Genomic DNA, 20,923 nt, shown 5'->3' with positions numbered 1-20,923 from the left:
ATACATTAACTAATAAAGTGATGAATTTTGGATAACTTATTACACTTACCGGACATTGATTCAGTGAACGAGTGCAAAAAATTTTATACCATCCTGGAAAATATGGTGCAACAGGAACGGGAGGAACAATTACGGGTAAGAAAATATCATTTTGCTTATAGTGTGTACATCAATAAATCATCCATACCTTTTTTTGAAAGGCTTGCATGGCTTTTATAATGATGCGGATGCATTTTTACAGCAAGTCACGCCTGTTGGGATTGCTCATTGTGTATTATAGCTTCACTGAACTCCATCTCCATTTCCTGCACCCATGAGGGCAATACATTGTGCTCAATCTTCCAAATAGCATTATGCGTTTTAAGCATGCTAAAATTCTTTACCGTACCATTGTTATTAAAGCTGATATTGTAAGAGGCAAAGGGATTGGTTGTACCGGTTTTATGAAAGAAAAAAACCACGCCATTGAAAACGGTTTGAAAATCATTTTTGATCAAAGCTGCATAATCATCGCTTTTCTTTAACCGCCTGAACAATTCGGCACCGGAGTAAGTTAACGTGGCACCGGAAATAATGTCATTATGCCTAACAATGATAATAAGATTGAACTTCTCCAGGTCTTCGTATACGCTTACGCTTATCTCTGCTTTGCCATACTGGCCGATGGCCATGATGGCATCGTATTTCTCTTTTGATGTATAACTCATAATGTTTTTTTCCATGCATTTTGCATTACCACTTCAGCCATAGCTACACGATCTATTCGTGCTAGCCGGCATGTGCCAGGTACTTCAGCAGGTTTACATGCAAAAGCGTATTTTTTTCTGTGTTTACCACGTACACTGTGCAACTGCAATCATCTTTTTCCAGAAACGCCAATGCTTCTTCATTGGTCATTGACCGGGTTTTCATGGTATGCAGTACTTTATTTAAATATCCGAAGGGTGTTACAATTACATCTGTAACCAGGCTGCTGTCAGCGGCGGCAGGCTGCATCCTGATTAGTTTACCGATTACTTCTTCCTGGTGTTGTTGTTTGTATACAAATGCGGCTGTGTAAGAGAGTGCAGGGTATTTGTTTTCCAAAGGTTGCTTACTAGAGGCTAAAAGCTGCTTGTTCATTATCTGTTATTTGTGTATTGTATTGTGTTACCGGCATGCCTGCGAATTGCAGGGGGCCCGTAAAAAACTGGTTATTGTATGTCTTTTTCAAAAGCGCAACCGGAACGTAACTGTTCCTGCCTGCACTACTGATGTTTAGTGCTGCAGGTGCTGGTATACTGTATGCCTGCGGCGCTGTAATGGAGCTGTACCAGCGGAATGTGAAATGCTTTATTGTATACATGATATGCTTTTGCTGTGGTAAAAAATGTTCCTTGGCCGGTAGCGTAAACGACGCTGTCACTGCCTTCAACATGGTGCACCGGCATACTACAAATGCAATACACCGATCCTTATAAAGGTCTGCTATTAACAGTCTTTAATCTTACACAACTATGCGAATAACTTACATTATTTACTGATTGTGCAGTGAAGCGCTACGCATTCATTGCCGGGAGCACAGGTTTGACGGAAAAAGCATGACTAGTGCAGCAAATAATAATGTACCAGCCCAAATAATGCGCTGACACCTATCCAGGGTATCATACCAATTTTAAAACGATACATGGCTATGAATGAGATAATGATCCAGGCAAGCATGATATAATCGAGCTGTGCCAGTGACACCCCTGCCGGGAAAATAACAGCACCGGCGAGATAAATAGTAAGGTTGAGCACAACACCAACAACGGCTGCCGTAACAAAACTGAGTACCTGTTTAATGCTGTTGTTGCCCCTTGTACGTTCAATAACAGGTGCCCCCATAAAAATGAAGAGAAAGCAAGGCAGGAAAGTATAATACGTAGTAAGTACAAGCCCCAGTGTGCCGTACCAGGCTGAATTGAAAAAATGGTTATGCCCGGCCATAAAACCTACAAAAGCCAGCACCATGATAAGCGGCCCGGGTGTTGTTTCACCCAGCGCAAGACCATCGATCATCTGGTATTTGGACAGCCAGTTAAATTTTTCCACGCTAACCTGGGCTACATAAGGCAGCACGGCATATGCGCCACCAAAAGTTACCAGCGCAGCTTTTGTAAAAAAAACAGACAGGTTTTGCCAGAACGCAAAATCAGGCACAAAGAAGTACAGGAATATAAACGGTACACACCACAATGCCATACCGGCCAATAACTGTTTTGCAAAATGGAGCCACGAAAAGCTGCCCTGTACCACAGCATACCTGTTGATGATATAACCGGTCTCATCTACCTCTTTAGTGTCTGCTTTACCACCCTTGCCTGCAAACAGTGCAGGAAACCATTGCTTCAGCAACGCTGCCAGGACAAGTACACCTATTATAATGAGCGGAAAAGGAATGTTGAAGAAAAAGATGCATACAAAGGCCAGCGCAGCAATAACATAATGGTAGTACGAGACAAGTGATTTTTTACCGATCTTGATAAGTGCCAGTATAACGATGGCTATAACCGCAGGCTTAAGCCCGGCAAACATGGCATATATCCAGGGTATGTTGCCAAAAGTTACATAGAGCACACTAAGGCCGGTTAGTATGAACATGGAAGGCAACACAAACATTACACCTGCTGCAATACCACCCCAGAAACCGTGCAACAGCCAGCCAATATACGTAGCAAGCTGCTGTGCTTCGGGGCCGGGTAAGATCATACAATAGTTTAGCGCGTGCAAAAAACGGCTGTCACTGATCCATTTTTTTTTATCTACCAGGAACTCGTGCATAATAGCGATCTGGCCTGCGGGCCCGCCAAAACTGATGAAACCAAGTTTGGTCCAGAACTTAAATGCTTCCCTGAAAGATGGCTTTTGCATGCTAATGGTATTACAACCGAATATAGGTAAGAAAATAATATAACAGCGGTGTTACATGCATGAAAGATTGACGGTGCAGGCATAGAAGGATGCTGACTGCAACCGCGGACTGCAGCTGCCATCAGCTATACTGTACAAGTGAGTGACACAAGGGACGATGCCATAAAAAACTACTGCCGGTTACAACATGATACCGGCATTGTGCATATTACGAAGCGGCAAAAGGAGATACTGTTTACACTCTATAACATGCTGCATTAATATTCATACCTGCACCTACAGAAGCAAACATAATGATGTCACCTTTGTGCAGGCTGTGCTCTGCATCTTTACCGTGCAGCACAAGATCATACAGTGTGGGTATGGTGGCAACGGAGCTGTTACCAAGATAATGAACGGTCATGGGCATAATGTCTATAGGTGCTTTGCTGTAGCCATACATTACATACAGCGCATCAACTATGGCCTGGTCCATTTTTTCATTGGCCTGGTGTATGAAGATCTTTTTTACGTCTTCAATTTTTACGCCGCTAATCTCCAGGCATTCTTTCATGGCTTGCGGTACAAATTTCAAAGCATATTCGTATACTTTTCTGCCTTTCATTTTTATGTAGCGTATGGCTTCATCGCTGCCGGGGTGGTAAGACTTTGCCATATTGATGTAGCTGATCTCATCGAGGCTATGGCTGGCGGCTGTACAACCCAATATACCCGCCGTGTCTTCTTTGTATTGCATCACCACCGCGCCTGCACCATCGCTAAAGATCATACTGTCGCGGTCGTACTGGTCTATAACCCTGGAAAGTGTTTCGGCACCCACTACCAGCGCATTTTTTGCCATGCCTGCTTTAAAGAAAGCATCGGCCTGTATTACACCCTGCAGCCAGCCGGGGCAGCCGAATAAAAGATCGTACGCTACGCATTTGGGATTTTTTATCTGCAGGTGGTGTTTAACCCTGTTGGCAAGCGATGGTACGGCATCGCTCTGTATAGTACCCTGTATAACGTTACCGAAATTGTGTGCAACAATAATGACATCCAGTGTTTCCGGGTCTATACCACTGTCTTCAACAGCGCCTTTTGCGGCAATGGCCGCAATGTCTGATGTAGTAAGCTCTTTGGAGGCATAACGCCGCTCTTCAATACCGGTGATCTTTTTAAATTTTTCAATCAGGTCTGCCTGGTTGGTGGTCATTGGCTGAGATACCTCGCTGAAAAACGCCTGCGTTCCAAAATCAGTATTTGCTTTTGTAATAGTTGGAAGATAAGAACCTGTTCCTGTAATAACCGTACTCAAATGCATCAGATAAAAAGTTTAATAAATTAAGGTCATCCTTTATTTGTTGCTGTTGTTCCTGTATACAGTGGCAACAAAAAAACGATATAAAAGTGCCGGTATGCACAAGGAAAGCATTTGGGTAAACCCCGGGAACGGCGTATTGCCATTCCTGTAAAAGTAATAATGCCCATTGGTATGATAAAGCCCACACCACGTACAAACGCTGACCCGATAAATGTAAGAAAGTCTGCAGGTATCTGTAAAAGAAATCTTTTTATGCCGGTTTTTTACCTGCTTAAACCCACACAGCAAGACTTGCGTGTTGAACATTTATTGATCTCAGGCGGCGCAAAAGTTATACGTATGTTACTGGCAGTAACATCTTTACAATCTGCTACACGCAAAGACCGCGAATGTTTATTATGTTACAGGCAGTAGTTTGCTATGGCATCGCCGGTTGCCACGCTCGGTTCGGGGTTCCACTTTTATGGCGGCTGCAGCGTTCAGGTTTCATCTTCTTATCTGAATAGCAACAGCTACCTGTGCGCAACCATATTGGTGCATGACCAGTAAACGCATCAAAAAATACTTACATATAAATTATTTCATTTTAGTACTTACTTCCAATAGAAGCTATTATAAAAACAAAGCTGTTGGTAGTGCCCCGGCTAACCGTAATACATTTTGTAAAACAGGCGCCCGGACGATTGCCGTACTTACAACAACCATTGAAAAATTTCCGGTTTTTATGTTTATTTAAGTAGCTTTTTTCTAACGTAACCGTGTTTGTATGTATATTCATCGGTAGTTTCCATTACATAGCTTAACATCCTCATCTATCCTGTTTGCACACACAGTAACTGCGTTTGGCAGTGCAACCCTCCTGCTCCAATGAAAATTTTTTTTTGATCATGCGTGTTGTTGGTTTCATCCATTTGCCGGCGATTGCTCTGCATGTACATTTTTGTTTTATAAGGTTTTCATTTTTTAATTTTTAAAATCCAATGTTTATGAAAGTCTCAGCACGATTGTTAGTAAACGTACTCCTGTTCTCTGCGGGTGCGTTTGTATTTTTCGCCTGTTCAAAAGAGGTAAAAACACAACCCGCCGCAACAGGCGCCGTAAGCGCCACGGTTTCAAATTCCTTTACAGATGCCGGCGGCAACATCATTAACATCTGCGGCTATTCGCAAATAGAACCGCTTACCGCAGGGCAAACCATTCCCGCAGGCTCCGTAGAAATAGCCAACGATGCAGACAATGTTTATGTAACCTACCACACCACCGGTGACTGGAAAATAAAGGAGGTACAATTAAGCGTGGAATGCAACATCAACGGAGATTGCACCCAGAGTAAAAGTTCAGACCTTGCGCCGGGGAAATTCCCTTTTAAACAGGTGTTTGCATATGGTACAGACGGGCCATGTGGTGCAAATGGTTTACCTGGTGCGTACACATTCAAAATACCCAAAACGGCGCTCGGCTCCTGCACCTGCTATTGCGTGTACCCGCATGCGGTAGTGGTTAAATGCAGTGGCGGCACAACTACCGATACGCAAACAGCCTGGGGTGGTGCTGTTACAAAAATCACCAATGGCAAATGGTATGGTGGAACAAACTATTGCCTGCAGGATTGTAACGACCTGGGAAAATAATGTAACAAAGGCACGATAACACACGCTGCCAGGTGCAAAGCGACTGCCCCATAAGAAGGCAGTCGCTTTGTTAAACAGCACAAATACTACGGTGTATTATTTTACGCTTTCATGAAGTGGAAGTGAAACAGTATGTGTTTACATTTTTACAACCCGCTGTGTATAGCGCTGCCCGTCGATATCTACCACGAATAAATACACACCTGGTTTTAATGTTGCGTTGTTGTAAGTTACCATGTTACTGCCCGGTATAAGCGTACTGCGCCTGGGAGGGTTGTCTGCAATTTTGCCATTTACATCGTACACGGTAATACTGGCTGTGGCAGCTTTTGCCACCGTAATATTTACTTGCGTTTGCGCATTGAAGGGATTGGGATAAATATAAACGATATTGTTAGCAACGGCCTTTTGTTGAACTGCTTCGGGTGTGGTTGCTAAAGCAGTCTGCGGCTGGCTTTGCTTATTTTGCGTATTGAACACACACGAGCCTATGAAGGCAATAAATTTTCCCGTGCCATTACCAACAGATGCAGAAAAGCCGGGTAATAATGTAAGGTTATCGGTGGCCGAGTATAAAATGCTTCCATCGCCCAGTAAGCTGCTGCCAACGATATTTTCTGAAGTAATAAAAATATCATTCCCGGAAGCCACATACGGTAAACCAAAAGCCAGCGTGGAATTAACCGGGTAAAAGAAATCGCGCTTGCGCAACCTCGCACTGCCATAGGATTGTGTCATACTTGTGGTGATAGCGCTAAAGCTTAATGCAGACCAGTATGGTGTACAATTATCTGTGCAAGCTACATTGATGGACGAACACATAATTGGCCCGTCTGTACTGCTGCAGCCAATTTCATCGTGGGCGCAGTTGAAAATATGCCCTACCTCGTGTGCAACCAGCACTTCACGCGTTTCATCGCTGTGTGAGCCGATCCACTGTATCACCGCGTAACAAAGATCGCTGGCAGAGTTAAAACCGCCCAGGTAAGCACATCCAATTGTTGAGCCATCGAAATCAACACCCGAGTATAGCAGGCTAATATCTCTTTTAACCCATGCGTAATTGTTTCGCCAGTAGTCGGCAAATTCTGAAAGCCTCGTGCTGCCTGCGTTGTTACAGGCGTAAATACTTGTAAAAGGGTCTAAAGGTGTGGCCCACTCATGCTGGTATTTAATAACGATCTGTGCGCCAAAGTAGGTTGCATACAGCGGCTCCACGAAATTGAGGTTTTCTATAATGTCTGTGCTTGTTACACCCTGTACATAATTTTCCCAGTCAGAATCTGTGGCAATCTCAATGATCCTGCAATCCGGTGCAGGTGCGGCTTCGAGCGAGGCAGCCTTTTGTTCAACAGCCACAGACGCAGGGGTACCTGCCTGGTTACAGTTGCCTTTTACCGGCTTTACATCGCCTGCATAATAGACCACATACCTGTCTGCCGGGGCAGCAGCAACAAACTTTTTTAATGGTTCTATGTACATCGATTTTCCATTATACAGCACATTGCCACTCATCTGCTGCCTGCGTATATTAAACCTTACGAGGGCACGGTCGTTGCCTTTGAGGGCTCCGGCATAGGTAAACAATGCTTCGCGCTGCAATTGCGCTGTACCCTTTGCAGTGGTACGTTCGGCAAAGTAATCGGCACTGCGCAATTCATGTTGTTCCAGCAACACATCCCATTTGAAAAGGTTGCCCGCATCTATGATGATGTTACTGCTTTTGCCTGCGTTTTGTACGTGGTTATAGATGGCCGGCAGATCGAGCTGCACGATGGTTTGCTTCCTGAATGTATTGCGCAGTATGGCAGATTCTGCGGCAGTAGTATTTACAGGCACTGCAGTAAATAATTTTTGCGCATTGACACTGCTGACTGTGCACAGTAACAGTACTGCTACGGAATGCAGGTATAATATGCATTTCTTTTTCATTGATTTCATTTTAAAGATGAACATAAACGTGGCATGCTGCTACTTAACAAGGTTGTGTACCTGCTGAACAGCGATATGAACGTACAAGTGAGTGACACAACCGCAGATGCCAGTAGTAATGGTGCCGGTTAACTATTGCTTTACATTGTTTAAAGCCTGTTGTATGGCAGCCATTTTTTCGGCCAGTTGTTTTACCTGCTCTTTCAGTTGTTCATTCTCTTTGTACAACTGCAGTATATACAATGTTGCCTCTTCTACTTTCTCTACGATCTTGCCCTGCATTTTACCTACTTCCATACCATTGCTTTCAATTTCGGCCGCAGCAGGCATGCCTGGTAAACGATGAAACTCGTTGATGTGCTCCTGCAATGCTGCGAGTGTTGGCAACTGGTATTTCTTGTCGAACACATAGTCCGGGAAGGGCTGCAACTGCACTTTCACTTCTGTACAGATGACCTTGCCGCCGATGGTAAGTTTATAACCTGTAGCTGGTGCAACAGCGCCTACGGTAACATTGCCGTTGCCTTTAATACGGAACAGCTCTGCAGAAGTGGATGATGATGCGCCTGCAAAAAACACGTGGTCTGCTGCTGTTGTATCTACCTGGTAGCGGAGCGTAAGGTTATTTACACCAAAACCATAAAACTGGTGATCATTGGACGGGCCCTGGTATAAAACAATCTTGCGGTTGGCTACTTCGTTTGACAACTGCAATGGTGCGTTGGGTGCAATACCTATACCCACCCGGGAAGAAAATATGGCATTGCCGGAAATGCTTGCCGTACCTGCTACTGTGAGTTTACTGCCTGGCGTTAATGTGCCTATACCAACATTGCCTGATGCACCGGATACCTGCATGGTAATATTGCCGAGGTTTTTTGCATTGAGGGAAAGATCCTGGTCATTGTTGCTGCCGATTGCTTTGATACCCTGGTATCCTATACCAATACCCTGCGTAAGATTATTGGCATATACACCCACAATGCCGCTGTATTGATTTGTGTTGCCGCCATCTACAACAGTGGTTTTTTCTGCAGGCGTGCCGGTGCCTATACCGATGCGGCCATTTGCATCTGCACCAATATTGAGGTTTGAAATACCGGCGGTAGACCTGAACTCGTACCGAAGTGCTGCAGCATTGAAAAACAGCCCTGCCGCAGGTGCACCTGCCGACACAAAAGCAAACTGGTTATTGGCCACGCGATAGCCTGCCGTGCCGGCAAAACTTAGGTTGCCGGTAGCACTATCTACATTGAGGTAATTGACCGTGGTACCAATTCTTGCGCCACCTACCACCTGTAATGACGATGCCGGCGAAAGCGTGTTGATACCTGCACGGCCACTTGCAGGAAAACGGTTTTGTGCATTGATTGTGCCTGTAAGAACAAAGGAAGTGATTAGCAAAAAAGTTATCTTTCTCATAGCTGAAAGTTTTGTTTTGGTTAGAATAATTTGATACACAAATATTGATCAATAGCAGGGCGGCAACAATCGTTGAATACAATGATTGCGCCTGGCAGCGGAGCATTTTTATCATTGAAACCAATGACAGAAAACACTGTATTATCCTTTTGCAAAAGCAGGAAAGAGTTGATTAAGTATTTACACAGATGAAATATATTTGAATATATGAATGCCCCTCATGCGTAAAAAAGTGATCCTCCTTTTTTATCTGGTTGTTCCTGTTTACCTGTTTGCAAGGCCAATATCACCAGACGAGTGGCGGCTGACAGGCGAATGGCTTACTGCCAACAATGGCCTTTCGCAGGGAATGATCAACGGTATACTGGAAGATAAAGAAGGCTACATGTGGTTTGCCACCAAAGATGGTCTGAACCGGTATGACGGTTACCGCATCAAAGTCTTCCGGCAGGATCCGGATGACCCTTATTCGTTACCGGACAATTATATAACCTCTGTTTCGGAAGATGGTAAGAACAACATCTGGGTAACAACCTTATTTCATGGGATTTATATTTTCAACAAACAAACAGAACGTTTTATAAAAGTTGCGCTGCCAAAGCGAAAATCGCAGGCTTACAACCTGGTAAACATCATTTTCAGGAATAACTATTTACTGCTGCACGAAACGGATGATATAAGCCTGTATGACATAAGCAAGATGGAAGCGGGTGACACAGGATATGCAGTTGAGAAAAGTATCCGCCTGGCATTCCGGTACAATGATATACAACGGAACAACCGGTACAGGTATAGTTTTTCTGAGCGCAGCAACTCTACGGTAAGCTGGCTTCCGAACAACAATATCTGGGTAAAATTCACAGATACGCTGATTGCTGTAAAGCCATCTGCAACGCGTGCAAAATGGATGGTTGAAGGCATTGCAAGCACCAGCCTATTGTTATCGAAACAGGCATTTGGCGGCGCGGTAATTGAGCATTCGCCTGCATCAGACAGCATCGTTTATTACTACGCAAATAATACTTTGTACGGCTATAATTATAAGCGAAACAATGTTAGCCTTACAGCATCTTTCTCATTTACCCGTGCGCAGGCCTGCCAGAAGTTACAATCGCTGCCCGATGGATCGGTCTATTTGTTTCCCGGCAAGTCGTACATTTTTGATCCACAAACAGCATCTGTGAAAAAAATTTATGTGGAAAGAAAAAACCAGCTTTTTACTGCTATGTACACCAGCGTGTGCGTGGGTAAACACAGGGACATGTGGTTGGGAACGGCAGGCTTTGGTGTTTTTAAAACCGATCTTCAAAGACCGGCTTTTGAAATACATACCACCTACAGCAATATCGATGCATTCCGTTTACTCTACCCCGACAACTGGGAAAAGACAACAGGCTTTATCAAAAAAAATATTTCGCTGGACTTTATCAACTTTACGAGAGATAGTGAAGGGAATTATTGGTTTACCAATTTCCTGGAAAAGAAAGGAACAGAGGGTTGCCTGGTAAAATACAGTGGTGATGGTAAGCCACTAAAAAAATTCAACCTGCTAAAAGGCACACTGTATGGTTATGCCAAAGTATTTGAAGACAGGCAAAAACGTTTATGGGTGTTTATCGATGAATCGGGCAGGAATAAAAAATGGTGCAGGATCAACAAACAAACGGGTGCTGTAGAACAGGCGATATATTTTCCTGTAAAAAATATAGATAATGGCCAGTACTCATTCTTGTTTAAAATTTTACAGGATGCGGAAGGCAATTTCTGGTTTGCCACCATACAGGGTTTATACAAGTATGATGTGTCTGAAGGCATTTGGGTAAACTGGCGCAATGTACCGGGCAATACAACCTCGCTGCCATCTGATATGGTATTTACAATTTGTGCCGACCCGTTGCAGCCAGACAGTATTATTTGGGCCGGCACCAACGGCGCCGGTTTCTGCAGTATTGATACGCACACTGGTGTATGCAAACGCTACAGTGATAAAGATGGCCTGCCCAACAATGTTGTTTATGGTATACTCGCAGACCGTCATGGCAACCTTTGGATGAGCACCAACAAGGGACTGAGCTGCTTCAATATTGCGTCACGCATGTATAGAAATTATTCAGGCCCTGATAACCTGCCGGGTGATGAATTTAACCGGAACCAGTATTTTATGCTGCCGGATGAACGGATGATGTTTGGCGGCGTGGATGGCTATGTAGTTTTTGATCCGGTGCAGGTTTTGCAGCCCAAGCCACCTGTACCTGTTGTGTTTACAGGTTTATCAGTATCGAACAGGGTAGCAGAATGGAAAAACGATAAGCTGCTGATGGATGGACCGATAGAGTATGCAGGCAACATCATATTGCAACCGGGCCAGAATACATTTTCCATCAGTTTTGCCTCGCTGGATTACCGGAGCAACGATAAAAAATTTTATACGTACAAACTGGAAGGCCTGGCCGATAGCTGGACCGCACCGGCTACAAAAAACGAAGCCACTTACACAAACCTTAGCCCGGGCACGTACACTTTTTATGTAAGAGGTACAAATGCTGATGGTGTATGGTGTACAAACCCGCGGAGTATAAAAGTTGCGTTATTGCCTTACTGGTACCAGACTATTTTATTTAAAGTGATGGTACTGCTTATTGTAGCAGCAAGTGTGTATACGTTATACAGGTACCGGCTTTCACAGCAGGTAAAACTGCTAACCATCAGGAACAGGATAGCGGGCGACCTGCATGATGAAATAGGCAGTACGCTGAGCAGCATATCACTGTCAAGTACCATTATACAACAGAAACTGGGCAATGAACAAAAAGATGTAAATGCACTGCTGGGGCAGATCAGCACTAATACAGATAACATGATGGAAGCAATGAGCGACATTGTCTGGGCCGTGAATACCGGCAACGACAATATGGAAAGTGTGGTTAACCGGATGAGGGCATTCGCCATTGAAACACTGGAACCAGCAGGTATTGATATTGATTTTAGTGTTGATCCTTCCATTTACAAACAAACCATTGATATGGTGCAGCGTAAAAATGTGTACCTGCTTTTCAAAGAAACGATCAACAATGCGGTTAAATATGCAGCCTGCAAAAAAGTATGGGTGTTGCTCGATAAAAAAGATGGTGAAATACGCTTGTGTATAAAGGATGACGGTAAAGGATTTGCCTTGCAAAAAAATAGCCTGCCCGGCAATGGTGTTTCACTCGGTGGAAACGGTTTGCCAGGTATGCACAGGCGTGCGGCTGAACTGAGGGGCAAACTTCATATACAAACAGCGCCCGGTGCTGGCACCTGCATCACTTTACTTTTTCCTGTATAAAAAATCATTGGATTCAATGATTGTTTTTCATGCACCAAATACCCAACTTGCAATATGCCGGATATTAAGGTAGCCATATTTGAAGACAATAAACCAAGAAGAGAACTGTTGCAGATGCTGTTGGAAACATCTGACGGCTTTGAATGCACCGGCGCATGGGAGCATTGCGGGCAGGTAATTAAAAACATTGTAACCAACATGCCTGATGTGATACTGATGGACATAGATATGCCGGGTGTAAATGGCATAGAAGGCATGCGGCTGGTAAAGAAACAGTTTCCGGGTATTAAAGTGCTGATGCAAACCATTTTTGAAGATGAAAGTAAAATATTTGATGCTGTGCTTGCAGGCGCTGACGGTTATATACTGAAGAAAACACCACCACTTAAACTGCTGGATGCAATAAGAGAGGTACTGGATGGCGGCGCACCGATGACGCCTACGGTGGCCAGGCAGGTTTTACAACTGTTCAACAATAAACACTATAAAAACACCACGGATAATTTTGACCTTACCGAACGTGAACATGAAATTCTGAAACTGCTGGTAAAAGGCCTGAGTTATAAAATGATTGCTGCAGAATGCAATATTTCATACGCTACCGTAAACAGCCACATTACGCACATCTATGAAAAACTACATGTAAGCAACGCGGCGGAAGCAGTGGCGAAAGCGTTAGGACAACATATTATTTAAATACTTTCCCGAAGGTGGCACATGCAGTATCGTTGCTGCAAAAAGTGATACAGTAAAAGAGTGCGACGCAACAGGCGATGCTACAACGCACCATTGCCGGGTTCAACCAAAAACACACCTGCTCAAACATGCCACATGTACATGTTTTACAAAAGCTGCCTGAGCTGGAATACATTTCCTTCGGGGTCTCTCCCATCACATACCTGGAAAGGATAGCCGGGATATTGCTGTATTGCACCCACATCTGTCCCTTTTGCAAGCAGTTGTTCGTGAAATGACGACAACGCCGCACCGGTTTCAAAAACCAGCTTTACATTAGTGTCTGTTACTGTAAACGCTCCTGGCGGCGTTGGCAGGTGCTCTGGCGGAATCTTATGAAATGCCAGCTCTACCTGGCCCGCATCTAAAACGGTCCAGTTTTCATCGAACGTACCAATAATTGAAAAGCCAAAACATTCGGTGTAAAAATGAACCAGCTTCTTAACATCAGCACAAAAAAGTATGACCTGTTTACAAGTTAGGTTCATGTGGATTTGTTATTGTTGATGAGGCATGTAATGTGTGTATACTAATTCCATATTTCGTTCATGGCTGTAAGAATAAGCGGCGCACCGTCAGTAACAACGATGGTGTGTTCATGCTGTGCCATAAATCCGCCTTTGTTGCCCACCATCGTCCAGCCGTCGTTTAGCGTTTCAGCAAATGTAGAAGTGGTGGTAATGAATGTTTCGATGGCCACCACGGAGTGTTTCTTAAACCTGCGCAGGTTAGCACGATCCCTGTAGTTGGCAATTTCGCCGGGCTCTTCGTGCAGGCTTCGGCCAACGCCGTGGCCGGTAAGGTTTTTAATTACTTTATAGCCGCGTTTCTTTGCTTCGGTTTCTATCAGGTAGCCAATGTCTGCAATGCGCACACCACCTTTTATGCTGTAGATCGCTTTGTGTAATATTTCTTTTGATGCATCTACCAGGCGCTGATGCTGGTGTACATCTTTGCCCAACACAAACGAGCAACCGTTATCAGCAAAAAAACCGCTGAGCGCTGCCGAAACATCTATGTTTATGAGATCACCCTCTGCCAGCACTTTTTCATGAGAGGGAATGCCGTGGCAAAATTCATTGTTTACACTTATACACGTACAACCGGGAAAACCATACGTAACATATGGCGCTGATGCAGCACCAAACCCCGCTAATATTGCTGCACCAAAGTCATCCAGTTGTTTTGTTGTCATACCAGGTTGCGCATGGTTACGCATTGCTTTTAGTGTGTATGCAACAGCTTCACTAATATTGCGCATGCCCGCCAGTTCTGCTTCTTTTGTAATCGACATAGCTGTATTTTATAACATTTACCAAAAGCTAAAATTAGACCTATACAGCCTTATAAACAATTTCCAACGGCAAATGAAGGGAATATAATATGTGTATGCCCTGGCACTGTTGTATAGGGTGCAAAGCCTTGTAAAAATAACACTGGTATTGTTGATGCAACCCCGGCATATAACACAAACAGCCTGGAGAACCAGGCTGTACAATGTGTGTTTAAATAAAACCCTCGGTAATAAGTTAATGTTCTTTCAACGGGCGCAACAGGACAAAGATGCTTCGAATAAACCAGCCCGGCAAGGTGATTTTTCACAACAGCCGGTGTGATTTTTCACACCGGCAGAACATACCGGTGATGCTTCAACATGCGTCTTGTTGTCTCGTACGTGGGTCCACACGCAAAGAGTTATGTTGCTAACAGCCTTTTTATGATACCAGCTATAGTATTTCATGGCATCGCCTGTTGCGTCGCAATCAGTTCATCTGTATCTTTTCATGGCATCAACGATGCGGCATAAAATTGTGCACAAGTATAAATGCGCGGTTCGCATTGGTGCATGCCTGGTGTTTACAGCACACTGTCATTAAAGCGTGCTATGCAATATTTACCAAACCTGTTGTAGCTATGCCTGTGTGTTTTTCCTGTATTGCGCCGGTGATACGCCGGTCTTTTCTTTGAACAAGGCAGAGAAGTAATAGGTTGATTCGAAGTTGAGGGCAAATGCAACTTCTTTTACAGATTTCAAAGGATCTGACAAAAGCATTTTTGCTTTTTCGATTTTCAATTGCAACAGGTATTGGTTGGGGGCAATACCTGTATACATTTTAAAAGCTTTCCTGAACCATGCATAGCTAACGTTCAGTGTTGCCGCAACGTTCTCCATGGCTATAACCTGGTCAATGTTTTCGCGCAGTATTGTTCTTGCCCTGTTAATGATCACTTCGCTGATATTTTCTGCAGCAACCTGGCTTCTTCTTGTAATGGCATTGATCTCTCCCAGCAAATGAAGCACCATACCAGATACCAGTTGCTGGTAGCCCGGCTGCTCGTCTTTTGTTTGCTCAATAATGGCGGCCAGCAATTGCACCACTCTTTCCTGTACACCGATCCATACCAGTGCCTGCGGAGGCTGCAGAAATCTCTGTGCGGCAAGATTATCCATAATAGCACCTTTGCAGCCAACCCAGTATTCATCCCACCCCGTATTTGCTGCAGGTTTAAAACGATGCCATTCACCGGGAAATAATAAGATGATCGTACCCGCTGCCACGGTCTGTTGCGGGCAGCTTGCAGACTCGAAGACACCCTCTCCTTTTGATATGTAGATAACCTGGTATTCATCCAGCACCCGGCCCTTGCTCCAGTTGAAATAATGATGGGAAGGATGTTCTTCAGACGGGTATGCCTCTTCTTTATTGATGCGGTTGTAGCCTGCGCCCAATACACAAAGCCCCCACTGCTCATCTTCTTTACTAACCGGCAGGTATTTGTAGTAATTATTCATGGCATATCAAAAACTATATTCAAAATATCAGTTTCCGTATTGACTGCACTACAGCAATAAAATAATTTTGGTGTAAACTACGAAAAATTGCTCCGCAGTGCTGATTAAAGAACCAGGCGTACAAGAGTGCGACGCAACAAAAGCTCAATAGTTATGCTGCACCATGGCTACCAATAAATTTACAAGTTATTCCACGTGTACCATTGGCTTATTTGGTATTGGGCTGGACACTTACTGGCCGCAATTTGAAGGATTGAAGGAAAGACTGGAAGGTTACCTGGCAACGGTGGAGCAGCAGTTATCGGGCATTCATGCATCAATCGTAAATGCCGGGCTTGTTGATAACATCGATAAAGCGTTTGAAACAGGGAAACTTTTTAAAACACGGGATGTACAGGTTATTTTTTTACTGGTAACAACGTACGCTTTGTCATCTACGGTTTTACCGGTGGTACAAAAAGCAAAAGTGCCGGTGATCATCCTAAACCTTTCGCCGGAAGCAGCGATAGATTATGATGCATTCAATGCACTGCAGGACAGAACAAAGATGACGGGCGAATGGCTGGCACACTGCAATGCCTGTACAGTGCCGGAGATAGCCAATGTTTTCAGCAGGGCAGGTATACCTTTTCACCAGGTTACAGGTATGCTGCATGAGACATCATGCTGGAATGAGATAGCAGAATGGGTGGCCGCTGCTAACGTGAAACACACAATGGAATACAACCGGCTTGGTTGTATGGGGCATTACTACGGCGGCATGCTGGATATTTATACAGACCTTACACAGCAATGCGCAACTTTTGGCGGACATATGGAAATGATTGAAGTGGAAGAGCTGGCCATGCTGCGCCGATCGGTTTCCAGGGAAGCTGCCATACAAAGAATGCAGTATTTCTATGAAGCCTTCGACGTGCAGGAGGATTGCCCCGGGGAAGCACTGGAAGAGGCGGCAATTACGTCTGTAGCGCTGGATGCGCTGGCAGACAAATACCAACTCGGCTCTCTTGCCTACTACTACAAAGGCGCAGGCAACAGGGCCAATGAGGATGCCATTGCATCGATCATTCCAGGTACGTCACTGCTTACCGCGAGAGGTATTCCTGTGGCCGGGGAATACGAAATAAAAAACGCGCAGGCCATGAAGATCATGGACAGTTTTGGCGCCGGTGGTTCTTTTACAGAATACTATGCCATGGATTACCACGCTGATGTGGTACTGATGGGCCACGATGGGCCCGGGCACATTAAAATTGCAGAAGGAAAAACCAAAATAAAACCATTGCAGGTTTACCACGGCAAGGTTGGCAAAGGCTTATCTGTGGAAATGGCCGTAAAACATGGGCCAGTGACTTTACTTTCAGTGCTTTCCACGCGCAAAGGAACTGTTGAATTACTGGTTGCGGAAGGAGCATCTGTTGCAGGGCCCATACTGGAGATTGGCAATACAAACAGCCGTTACACATTCAGTATTGGCGCAAGGAATTTTGTAAACAACTGGAACAGCTATGGCCCTGCACATCATTGCGCGGTAGGTGTTGGCCATATAGCTGCCAAAATAAAAAAACTCGGGGCATTGCTTGGTATAGAAGTGCGGCAGGTTTGTTAACAGTGCCGGTGCAATGCGGGTGCTATAAATCATTATAAATGCGATTGATCATTTTGTTGCTGTTGCTTGTTTGTTCACTGCATGTATACCCCCAGGCTTACACCACAACCATCACCAACTTTCATACAAGGTTTGATGTTGCGGGAGAAGCTATTGATGCACATGACGGCGAAATTGCATGCTTCGATGGCACTTATTATCTCTATGGCACCAGTTATGGTTGTGGCTTTGAATGGGGCAATAAAGGCGCGCCGTTCTGCGGCTTTAAAGTGTATACCTCCACCGACCTTGTACACTGGACAGATAAGGGCGCATTGTTTGATGCAGGCACTGCCATCTGGCAATCACGTTGCGACGGCTCTACCTATGGCTGCTTCCGGCCGCACGTGATCTACAACAGGAAAACGGGTATGTATGTGTTATGGATCAATGTGTATGATAACAGTGTAGGTTTTCGTGTATTTACCAGCCACTCACCGGCCGGTCCTTTTACCGAAACGCCTGTACCGCGGCTGGCCGTAAACTCAGATGCACCTGTGGCAGGATTGAATAATGGTGACCATGACACATTTGTAGACACTGACGGTACCGGTTATATTGCTTATACCGACTGGCGGGCGAAAGGGGCTATTGTAATTGAAAAACTGACACCGGATTATCTTTCCGGCACAGGCGAACATGTGAAAGAAGTGACACCGGGACAAACAGAAGCGCCTTCATTGTTTCACCGGAATGGAATCTATTACATTACCTATTCAGACCCGAACTGTGGTTATTGTGCCGGTACAGGTACATCTTACAAAACAGCACCTGCACCACTGGGGCCATGGAGTGCAGGTAAAAAAATAAGTGACAGTTCCTGCGGCGGGCAGCCCTCGTTTGTTTCCGTTATCAGGCTGAAAGACGATGTAATGTATTTGTATGGCAGCGACCTTTGGAATAACGCGGCGAAGAATGAGGCGCTGGGTAACTACTACTGGGCACCACTGAGTTTTGGGCCTGATGGCGCCATTCTTCCCATGAAATGTATGGAACAGGCGTCTTTTACACTTGCTGCCGGTGCTGCCGGTAAACAGCAGGACAATACGACCACAGACGACAGGTACATGTCTTTGTGCGACATAGGCGGAGCGGTACAGCGCAGGCAATCATTTACCGCCACAAAAAGCGGCACACTCGAAAAACTAACTTATACAACGTTTAAAACCGGCTACCCGGATGCGGGGCTGCAGTTATCTGTAACAGATGCTGGCGGAAAAATACTGAGTACGGAACTTATTGCTGCAGATTCAATCGGCTGGTCGCCCGGGAACATTACGATTTACCCTGGTATAAAAGTAAAAGCCGGAAGCACTTACCAGTTGCTGCTACAGTCAGCTTCTACCAAAGGGTGTTACGGGCTGGAATATAGCTATAACGGTAACGGGTCTGCTTACAGCAAAGACAATGGTGCCAGTTTTACAACGGCGCAAAAGGGAAAACTCAAATACCAGCTTTTTATTAACAAAAGTGGTCACTAACATGTAATGGGATTAATAGTCAGGTATACGACAAACGGCGCAGAGCTTCTTTCTGTGCCTTTGTCATTTTTACGCGGTTCTGTAAGCTTACGCAACTTTTCTTTACCGCCAGCCGGGAAAAAACAGATCGCTTCAGCCGCCATAAAAACGGAACCCTGAACCGAGCGTGGCAACAGGCGATGCCATGTGTACCGGTGATGATAACATCAAAAAAAAAATACATTTATTGACGGGTAAGCCTACCGGCGCGGAACACTGCAGGGCAACACTGCCTGCATATAGCTTTCGGGCAGCGATTATTATGGTGTATCGATTGTCGGCGGCGCTTAACCAACATACCCTGATTGTTTTTTTGACCGGCATTGCAGTAAAGCAATTGCCTGTAGCAGCGTTTACCTCTCCCCTGTTAAGACAGCTTGCATGTTCCCTTTTTCTTTTACTATTAACCAGGCTACGTAGGGCGCGAACACCATTATTCCTACGATCATGGCCGCAATAGCGATGAAAAACGACGATGCCGAAAATTTGTTGCGCCATACTATCCAGAGGGCTGACAGAGCCAGGTAGCAACTAAAGTCGAGATTGAATTGGCCATTCCATGTGAATGACCTGATGTTGGAAAGAAAAATGGCAAAGATGTTTGCGCCATCCGTTTGAAAGGTCATTATTGTATAGAGCAATACCGCGATTGCCTGCATTATCAAAAACGTTACAAGAAGCTGTTTATAATTCATCGTTTGTATTATTTAATTTAATATGAACGCTTGCCGCTTATGGCATTACATTATAGCTTCAGTCTTCTACAATTACAAACTCCATCGTTTTTTCAATATGCCTGCCTGTAATGATTGCCGATGTATAGGTTAGATTGGAAGCAGCATGATACTTTGCCAGGTAAGCGCTGTTTATTTTTGGCGTAAGCAAATCGTTGTCCGTTGGAACAGATGCCCTGATGGAAAAAACAGTATCACCACATTTTATTTGCCCTGCCGGATCTTTTAAAAAAGTGTTGTACCAGCTTCTTTCTGCAAAGCCCCATGAGCGGGCAAAAATCCGGTCATCAACTACAACCATCCAGATATCCAGAAAGTCATGCCTGTCTGAACCTGCTTTGATACCTGCCAGGCTATTGTTGTTGATGTACGCCAACGCAGCTTCCTTTTTCATATGCCTGCATATATTTTATGCAAACCTATGGCGAAGCAAAAAGCCGAAAAGTCATATTATTTACTTTGCATGGAAAATTATGTGGTTGACAGCGGCTTTGATGTACGTTGCTTAAAGCATTCGCTTGTTGACCGCATTAATAAGGCAGTCCCTGTAACTTTTAGCAACGTTAATTTTTAAATCTTTGATGACTATCTGATTATCTTCGAAGTACTCAATGTTGGTAAGGTTAACGATGTATGAATTATGGATCCGCATAAACTCATCGGGCAAGCTTTCAATAAGCACTTTCATAGGCTTATAATAAACAAATCTTTTATGGTATGTTGTATAGATCTCTACATAGTTGCCCAGCCCTTTGATCACGGTGATGTCGTCAAAATATAGTTTAATAAATTTCTTGTCAGACTTTATAAACGCAAACTTTCTGTTTTCCATTGCCAGGCGTTTGAACCGTGGATTGTTTCAATAAAGAATACCAACAATAAATATACGAAAGTCTGTTGATGACGTTTGAGGTGTCAGCAGCGTTGCTTTTTATGAAGTTTAAATGCAGCAGTACAGAAAAAGAAAGATGATACCAGCAGCAGTAT

20 protein-coding genes are annotated in these 20,923 nt (G+C 44.4%); 7 read left to right on the top strand and 13 right to left on the bottom strand.

From position 1 onward, the window contains the following. The first annotated feature begins 27 nt into the window (after positions 1-27). Positions 28-219 carry a hypothetical protein gene (locus tag I5907_RS20135; protein ID WP_196992652.1) on the top strand — a complete coding sequence of 64 codons (192 nt, stop codon included), beginning with the start codon at positions 28-30 and terminating at the stop codon, positions 217-219. Positions 220-245: 26 nt separating this feature from the next. On the opposite strand, the gene I5907_RS20130 is transcribed toward I5907_RS20135, so the two are convergent. From I5907_RS20130 to I5907_RS20110, 5 genes are all read right to left on the bottom strand, one after another. Then, a complete protein-coding gene (locus tag I5907_RS20130) occupies positions 246-707 on the bottom strand; it encodes a hypothetical protein (RefSeq protein ID WP_231402204.1) in 462 nt (153 codons plus the stop codon). 61 nt (positions 708-768) lie between these two features. Continuing rightward, complete coding sequence (locus tag I5907_RS20125; protein WP_196992650.1) at positions 769-1,122, bottom strand: hypothetical protein; 354 nt, start codon at positions 1,120-1,122, stop codon at positions 769-771. Further along, entirely contained in the window at positions 1,097-1,345 is a 249-nt protein-coding gene (locus I5907_RS20120) for a hypothetical protein (RefSeq protein ID WP_196992649.1), read from the bottom strand. The genes I5907_RS20125 and I5907_RS20120 overlap by 26 nt, the downstream gene beginning before the upstream one ends. Positions 1,346-1,584: 239 nt before the next feature. Next, positions 1,585-2,892, bottom strand: coding sequence for a chromate efflux transporter (gene chrA / locus I5907_RS20115; protein ID WP_196992648.1), 1,308 nt, complete (start codon positions 2,890-2,892; stop codon positions 1,585-1,587). A gap of 235 nt (positions 2,893-3,127) precedes the next feature. Beyond that, positions 3,128-4,195 (bottom strand): 3-oxoacyl-ACP synthase III family protein, encoded by a 1,068-nt coding sequence (locus tag I5907_RS20110; protein ID WP_196992647.1) that lies wholly within the window; start codon positions 4,193-4,195, stop codon positions 3,128-3,130. Positions 4,196-4,306: 111 nt separating this feature from the next. Between I5907_RS20110 and I5907_RS20105 the strand changes: the two genes are divergently transcribed. After that, positions 4,307-4,609, top strand: coding sequence for a hypothetical protein (locus tag I5907_RS20105; protein WP_196992646.1), 303 nt, complete (start codon positions 4,307-4,309; stop codon positions 4,607-4,609). A 572-nt stretch (positions 4,610-5,181) separates the two neighbouring features. After that, positions 5,182-5,826 carry a hypothetical protein gene (locus I5907_RS20100; RefSeq protein WP_196992645.1) on the top strand — a complete coding sequence of 215 codons (645 nt, stop codon included), beginning with the start codon at positions 5,182-5,184 and terminating at the stop codon, positions 5,824-5,826. A 138-nt stretch (positions 5,827-5,964) separates the two neighbouring features. Here the strand turns inward: I5907_RS20100 and I5907_RS20095 are convergent, their stop codons facing one another. Both I5907_RS20095 and I5907_RS20090 read right to left on the bottom strand, forming a co-directional pair. Further along, entirely contained in the window at positions 5,965-7,758 is a 1,794-nt protein-coding gene (locus tag I5907_RS20095; RefSeq protein WP_196992644.1) for a zinc-dependent metalloprotease, read from the bottom strand. A gap of 132 nt (positions 7,759-7,890) precedes the next feature. Next, complete coding sequence (locus I5907_RS20090; RefSeq protein WP_196992643.1) at positions 7,891-9,180, bottom strand: cell division protein ZapB; 1,290 nt, start codon at positions 9,178-9,180, stop codon at positions 7,891-7,893. 220 nt (positions 9,181-9,400) lie between these two features. Here I5907_RS20090 and I5907_RS20085 point away from each other — a divergent pair, with 220 nt between their 5' ends. Together I5907_RS20085 and I5907_RS20080 are read left to right on the top strand one after the other, a co-directional pair. Beyond that, positions 9,401-12,505, top strand: coding sequence for a ligand-binding sensor domain-containing protein (locus I5907_RS20085; RefSeq protein WP_196992642.1), 3,105 nt, complete (start codon positions 9,401-9,403; stop codon positions 12,503-12,505). A 54-nt stretch (positions 12,506-12,559) separates the two neighbouring features. Next, on the top strand, positions 12,560-13,201 hold the full coding sequence (locus I5907_RS20080) for a response regulator (RefSeq protein WP_196992641.1): 642 nt from the start codon (positions 12,560-12,562) through the stop codon (positions 13,199-13,201). Positions 13,202-13,347: 146 nt separating this feature from the next. Here I5907_RS20080 and I5907_RS20075 read toward each other — a convergent pair whose 3' ends face one another. From I5907_RS20075 to I5907_RS20065, 3 genes are all read right to left on the bottom strand, one after another. After that, positions 13,348-13,728, bottom strand: coding sequence for a VOC family protein (locus I5907_RS20075; protein WP_196992640.1), 381 nt, complete (start codon positions 13,726-13,728; stop codon positions 13,348-13,350). A 41-nt stretch (positions 13,729-13,769) separates the two neighbouring features. Beyond that, complete coding sequence (gene map, locus I5907_RS20070) at positions 13,770-14,534, bottom strand: type I methionyl aminopeptidase (protein ID WP_196992639.1); 765 nt, start codon at positions 14,532-14,534, stop codon at positions 13,770-13,772. A gap of 618 nt (positions 14,535-15,152) precedes the next feature. Further along, positions 15,153-16,034: an AraC family transcriptional regulator gene (locus I5907_RS20065; protein ID WP_196992638.1), complete on the bottom strand. Its 882-nt coding sequence runs from the start codon at positions 16,032-16,034 to the stop codon at positions 15,153-15,155. A 163-nt stretch (positions 16,035-16,197) separates the two neighbouring features. Here I5907_RS20065 and I5907_RS20060 point away from each other — a divergent pair, with 163 nt between their 5' ends. Then, the gene (locus I5907_RS20060) at positions 16,198-17,643 is read left to right on the top strand and encodes an arabinose isomerase (RefSeq protein ID WP_196992637.1); all 1,446 of its coding nucleotides are present in this window, start codon (positions 16,198-16,200) and stop codon (positions 17,641-17,643) included. A 38-nt stretch (positions 17,644-17,681) separates the two neighbouring features. After that, positions 17,682-19,163 (top strand): family 43 glycosylhydrolase, encoded by a 1,482-nt coding sequence (locus I5907_RS20055; RefSeq protein ID WP_196992636.1) that lies wholly within the window; start codon positions 17,682-17,684, stop codon positions 19,161-19,163. A 392-nt stretch (positions 19,164-19,555) separates the two neighbouring features. Here the strand turns inward: I5907_RS20055 and I5907_RS20050 are convergent, their stop codons facing one another. From I5907_RS20050 to I5907_RS20040, 3 genes are all read right to left on the bottom strand, one after another. Continuing rightward, on the bottom strand, positions 19,556-19,897 hold the full coding sequence (locus I5907_RS20050; protein WP_196992635.1) for a hypothetical protein: 342 nt from the start codon (positions 19,895-19,897) through the stop codon (positions 19,556-19,558). A 58-nt stretch (positions 19,898-19,955) separates the two neighbouring features. Further along, positions 19,956-20,330, bottom strand: a complete 375-nt coding sequence (locus I5907_RS20045) for a DUF2255 family protein (protein ID WP_196992634.1) — start codon at positions 20,328-20,330, stop codon at positions 19,956-19,958. Positions 20,331-20,441: 111 nt separating this feature from the next. Then, positions 20,442-20,768 carry a LytR/AlgR family response regulator transcription factor gene (locus tag I5907_RS20040; protein WP_196992633.1) on the bottom strand — a complete coding sequence of 109 codons (327 nt, stop codon included), beginning with the start codon at positions 20,766-20,768 and terminating at the stop codon, positions 20,442-20,444. Between the last annotated feature and the right edge of the window lie 155 nt (positions 20,769-20,923).

Source organism: Panacibacter microcysteis, assembly GCF_015831355.1.
GTDB lineage: Bacteria > Bacteroidota > Bacteroidia > Chitinophagales > Chitinophagaceae > Panacibacter > Panacibacter microcysteis.
The sequence above is the reverse complement of the archived record's forward strand: the minus strand, read 5'-3'. Positions and strand labels throughout refer to the sequence as shown.

What these genes read in the sequence shown, in the direction of transcription:
- I5907_RS20065 (WP_196992638.1), bottom strand. Translation starts at nt 16,034, where the DNA reads ATGAATAATTACTACAAATACCTGCCGGTTAGTAAAGAAGATGAGCAG.
- I5907_RS20095 (WP_196992644.1), bottom strand. Translation starts at nt 7,758, where the DNA reads ATGAAAAAGAAATGCATATTATACCTGCATTCCGTAGCAGTACTGTTA.
- I5907_RS20130 (WP_231402204.1), bottom strand. Translation starts at nt 707, where the DNA reads ATGAGTTATACATCAAAAGAGAAATACGATGCCATCATGGCCATCGGC.
- I5907_RS20050 (WP_196992635.1), bottom strand. Translation starts at nt 19,897, where the DNA reads ATGAATTATAAACAGCTTCTTGTAACGTTTTTGATAATGCAGGCAATC.
- map (WP_196992639.1), bottom strand. Translation starts at nt 14,534, where the DNA reads ATGTCGATTACAAAAGAAGCAGAACTGGCGGGCATGCGCAATATTAGT.
- I5907_RS20060 (WP_196992637.1), top strand. Translation starts at nt 16,198, where the DNA reads ATGGCTACCAATAAATTTACAAGTTATTCCACGTGTACCATTGGCTTA.
- I5907_RS20110 (WP_196992647.1), bottom strand. Translation starts at nt 4,195, where the DNA reads ATGCATTTGAGTACGGTTATTACAGGAACAGGTTCTTATCTTCCAACT.
- chrA (WP_196992648.1), bottom strand. Translation starts at nt 2,892, where the DNA reads ATGCAAAAGCCATCTTTCAGGGAAGCATTTAAGTTCTGGACCAAACTT.
- I5907_RS20080 (WP_196992641.1), top strand. Translation starts at nt 12,560, where the DNA reads ATGCCGGATATTAAGGTAGCCATATTTGAAGACAATAAACCAAGAAGA.
- I5907_RS20075 (WP_196992640.1), bottom strand. Translation starts at nt 13,728, where the DNA reads ATGAACCTAACTTGTAAACAGGTCATACTTTTTTGTGCTGATGTTAAG.
- I5907_RS20040 (WP_196992633.1), bottom strand. Translation starts at nt 20,768, where the DNA reads ATGGAAAACAGAAAGTTTGCGTTTATAAAGTCTGACAAGAAATTTATT.
- I5907_RS20055 (WP_196992636.1), top strand. Translation starts at nt 17,682, where the DNA reads ATGCGATTGATCATTTTGTTGCTGTTGCTTGTTTGTTCACTGCATGTA.
- I5907_RS20125 (WP_196992650.1), bottom strand. Translation starts at nt 1,122, where the DNA reads ATGAACAAGCAGCTTTTAGCCTCTAGTAAGCAACCTTTGGAAAACAAA.
- I5907_RS20120 (WP_196992649.1), bottom strand. Translation starts at nt 1,345, where the DNA reads ATGTATACAATAAAGCATTTCACATTCCGCTGGTACAGCTCCATTACA.
- I5907_RS20090 (WP_196992643.1), bottom strand. Translation starts at nt 9,180, where the DNA reads ATGAGAAAGATAACTTTTTTGCTAATCACTTCCTTTGTTCTTACAGGC.
- I5907_RS20100 (WP_196992645.1), top strand. Translation starts at nt 5,182, where the DNA reads ATGAAAGTCTCAGCACGATTGTTAGTAAACGTACTCCTGTTCTCTGCG.
- I5907_RS20045 (WP_196992634.1), bottom strand. Translation starts at nt 20,330, where the DNA reads ATGAAAAAGGAAGCTGCGTTGGCGTACATCAACAACAATAGCCTGGCA.
- I5907_RS20085 (WP_196992642.1), top strand. Translation starts at nt 9,401, where the DNA reads ATGCGTAAAAAAGTGATCCTCCTTTTTTATCTGGTTGTTCCTGTTTAC.